Annotated in this window: 3 protein-coding genes and 1 pseudogene; 2 read left to right on the top strand and 2 right to left on the bottom strand. The window is 37.1% G+C overall.

The genetic code is table 11. The annotated features are described in order from the left end of the window. Positions 1–53: 53 nt before the first annotated feature. Entirely contained in the window at positions 54–239 is a 186-nt protein-coding gene (locus ABDZ53_RS02565) for a hypothetical protein (protein ID WP_343753679.1), read from the bottom strand. A gap of 146 nt (positions 240–385) precedes the next feature. Here ABDZ53_RS02565 and ABDZ53_RS02560 point away from each other — a divergent pair, with 146 nt between their 5' ends. Continuing rightward, positions 386–808, top strand: a complete 423-nt coding sequence (locus ABDZ53_RS02560) for an OsmC family protein (RefSeq protein ID WP_343753677.1) — start codon at positions 386–388, stop codon at positions 806–808. Between the two features lie 15 nt (positions 809–823). Continuing rightward, positions 824–1612 (top strand): alpha/beta hydrolase, encoded by a 789-nt coding sequence (locus ABDZ53_RS02555; protein ID WP_343753675.1) that lies wholly within the window; start codon positions 824–826, stop codon positions 1610–1612. 43 nt (positions 1613–1655) lie between these two features. Here the strand turns inward: ABDZ53_RS02555 and ABDZ53_RS02550 are convergent. Continuing rightward, a pseudogene (locus tag ABDZ53_RS02550) lies at positions 1656–2423 on the bottom strand (aldo/keto reductase). Between the last annotated feature and the right edge of the window lie 305 nt (positions 2424–2728).

Raw genomic sequence — 2728 nt, 5'->3', positions numbered from 1 at the left:
GCCTTTTTTGTTTGTTCAAGCTTCTAAGATTTTCGTTGCAATACTATCTACTTTTATATTGCCATAAACACCTCTAAATTTAAGTCAATCCGATCGGCTGTCAATCCTGTTTCTGAATCAGTGTGACTTTCAAAAAAGGCATACGTATCCTCAGCAACGCTTATTAATTCCTCTTCGTTCTCATTCGCTCCGCATCCAGCTATAAAGAGCATAGCCAACGCAGTGATTAGGTGTTTCATTGAAATCCTCCTTTTTAGTGAAACGTTTCGACAAAACGCTACTCTTTTATTATAAACAAATTGATAACGATTTCAACTGTATCTCACAATTAATTTTTCTTGTGCTATAATAAAATTAGTACGAAAGACGAATGGAGTGTAAAAAAATGAAGACAACAACTACATGGGAAGGCAATAAAACCTTCATAATGAAAAATGAAATAGGGAAAGAATTACGGATGGATGCCCCCACCTCTAAAGGAGGAGACGGATCAGGTGTTTCTCCAATGGAATCAGTTTTAGGCGGCTTAGCTGGTTGTATGGGAATTGATATTAACATGGTTCTTAGACCCTATTTAGATAAGCTTCAAAAGCTGGAATTTGAAACTGTCGGTCTGAGAAATGAAGAGCCTCCGATGTATTTTAAAGCAATAGAAACAACTATTCACGTAGAGGGAGATATACCAGCAAGTCGCGTCTGGCGTGCGGTTAGTCTGAGTGAAGAAAAGTATTGCTCGGTCGCTCATTCACTTAATGCTGATTTGACATTTAAAGTGATTTTAAACGGAGAAGAAGTAGAGAAACAGTAGGAAAGGACAGATCGTATGGCCGTTATAACTGCGTCATTTATATCAGAAGAATTAATGAGAAAAGTAACCTTTTCAGCTATTATCCCTTCTCAGACCAAATCATTCTATGATCCTGAGACAAAAGTGGAACAAGAATCGAAACCCTTAAAAACCTTGTATTTACTGCATGGATGGAATGGGGACCATGAAGATTGGATCCAAAAAACGTCTATCATTGAATTGGCTGATCAGTATAATCTAGCCATTATTATGCCATCAGGCGAAAACAGTTTTTACGTCGATCATCCAAGCGAGGATAATTATGGTAAATTTATCGGCGAAGAACTAGTAAAGGAAACAAGACATTTATTCCCATTGTCTCATAAAAGAGAAGACACCTTTATAGGTGGGTTGTCGATGGGAGGATATGGAGCTTTAAGAAACGGGTTCTACTATGACGAAACTTTCAGCAAAATCCTAGCATTATCGAGCCGGATACTTCAAAGAGAAGAACCGTTTCATGATTTGACGGAAGATAACCCTATAAATAAACGTTTCTGGCACTTACTATCCAGCCAGTCATTTAAAGATTTGAAAGCGGATATGGATGTTTACCATTTGATTGGACAGTCTAAGACTAAACCTGAACTCTTTCTGACATGTGGCACTGAGGATCATTTATATGAGGAAAATAGAGCATTACATCAATGGCTAAAGAAAAAAGAAATCCCTCATCAATATATTGAAAAGCCGGGTGGACATACATGGCCATTCTGGGCAGATGCCATGGTAGATGCTATTCCTTGGCTGTTAGATATAAATTAATACAGACAAAGGCCGATTTCCATAGGGGAATTCGGCTTTTGATTTAGTCTAGTTGATTGATAGTCTCTACTTCTTCAGCTGTTAATGAAAAGTCAAAAACAGCTATATTATCTTTTATATGTTCCTTATTTCCTGATCGGGGAATAGGAATGGTATGACAATCAATCGCCCAACGTAGGGCAATTTGCTGAGGAGATTTATTATATTTATCGACTAAGTTCGTTATAACCGAATCGTTTATTTTCCCTTTTTTAAGGGGAGAATAAGCCATAATAATAATAGATTCTTTTTCACAGTAGTCTTTCGTATCCCAATCAACATCGCTAGGGGCATACTCAACTTGATTAATAACAGGTTTAATTGTAGCTGAATTTAAGACAGGGCTTAAATTCTCGGGTTTGAAATTGGAAACACCTATAGACTTTACTTTTCCAGAATGAACAGCCGCTTCCATTCCTTTCCACGTATTTACATTAACCTCTTCATCCTCATCGGGTGCATGGATGAGAAGGAGATCGATATAATCCAAGTTTCAACGACTCAAACTTTCTTCAACTGATTGTAACACCCCGTCCTTACTCATATCTTCAGGCTCCACTTTCGTAGATAAAAAGAGGGCTTCTCGACTTAATCCTTTTTCTAGTGCACTCTGAATACCTTTCCCAACTTCTACTTCATTACCATAATTGGGAGAAGTATCCACTAATCTGTAGCCCATTTCTAGAGCGTCTGCCGTAGATTGAGTGGCTTCGTCTCCTTCCAATTCTGCTGTACCAAATCCGAATACGGGAATGTGTCGCCCGTCATTCATCGTATACGTATCCGTTTGACTCACTTTGAAAACGCCTCCTTTGTTGATAGGTTTAGCCTAAAATAAATTAAAAGAAGATACAAAAATTTTGTTTATGAAAAAATAACTAAGAAAACCCTTGCAATTCAAAATAAGACACTTTATACTCAATTTATAGAAACGTTTCGACAAAAAGTTTAGCTACGTTTCATATTATTGGTTAAGGAGAGATTGTGTGGAGGAAAGAGAATTACTAACCTGAATAATTCATACCTCTGATTTTAGAGGCTATTTTACCAAATTAATTTGCGTTTTGATTAAGTTTT

Origin of the sequence: Alkalibacterium iburiense (genome assembly GCF_039521845.1) — a bacterium.
Classification (GTDB): domain Bacteria; phylum Bacillota; class Bacilli; order Lactobacillales; family Carnobacteriaceae_A; genus Alkalibacterium; species Alkalibacterium iburiense.
Note: the sequence above shows the minus strand (reverse complement) of the source record. Positions and strands in the feature narration are given on the sequence as shown.

Coding starts and splice junctions, on each gene's coding strand:
- ABDZ53_RS02565 (WP_343753679.1), bottom strand. CDS start 239: ATGAAACACCTAATCACTGCGTTGGCTATGCTCTTTATAGCTGGATGC.
- ABDZ53_RS02560 (WP_343753677.1), top strand. CDS start 386: ATGAAGACAACAACTACATGGGAAGGCAATAAAACCTTCATAATGAAA.
- ABDZ53_RS02555 (WP_343753675.1), top strand. CDS start 824: ATGGCCGTTATAACTGCGTCATTTATATCAGAAGAATTAATGAGAAAA.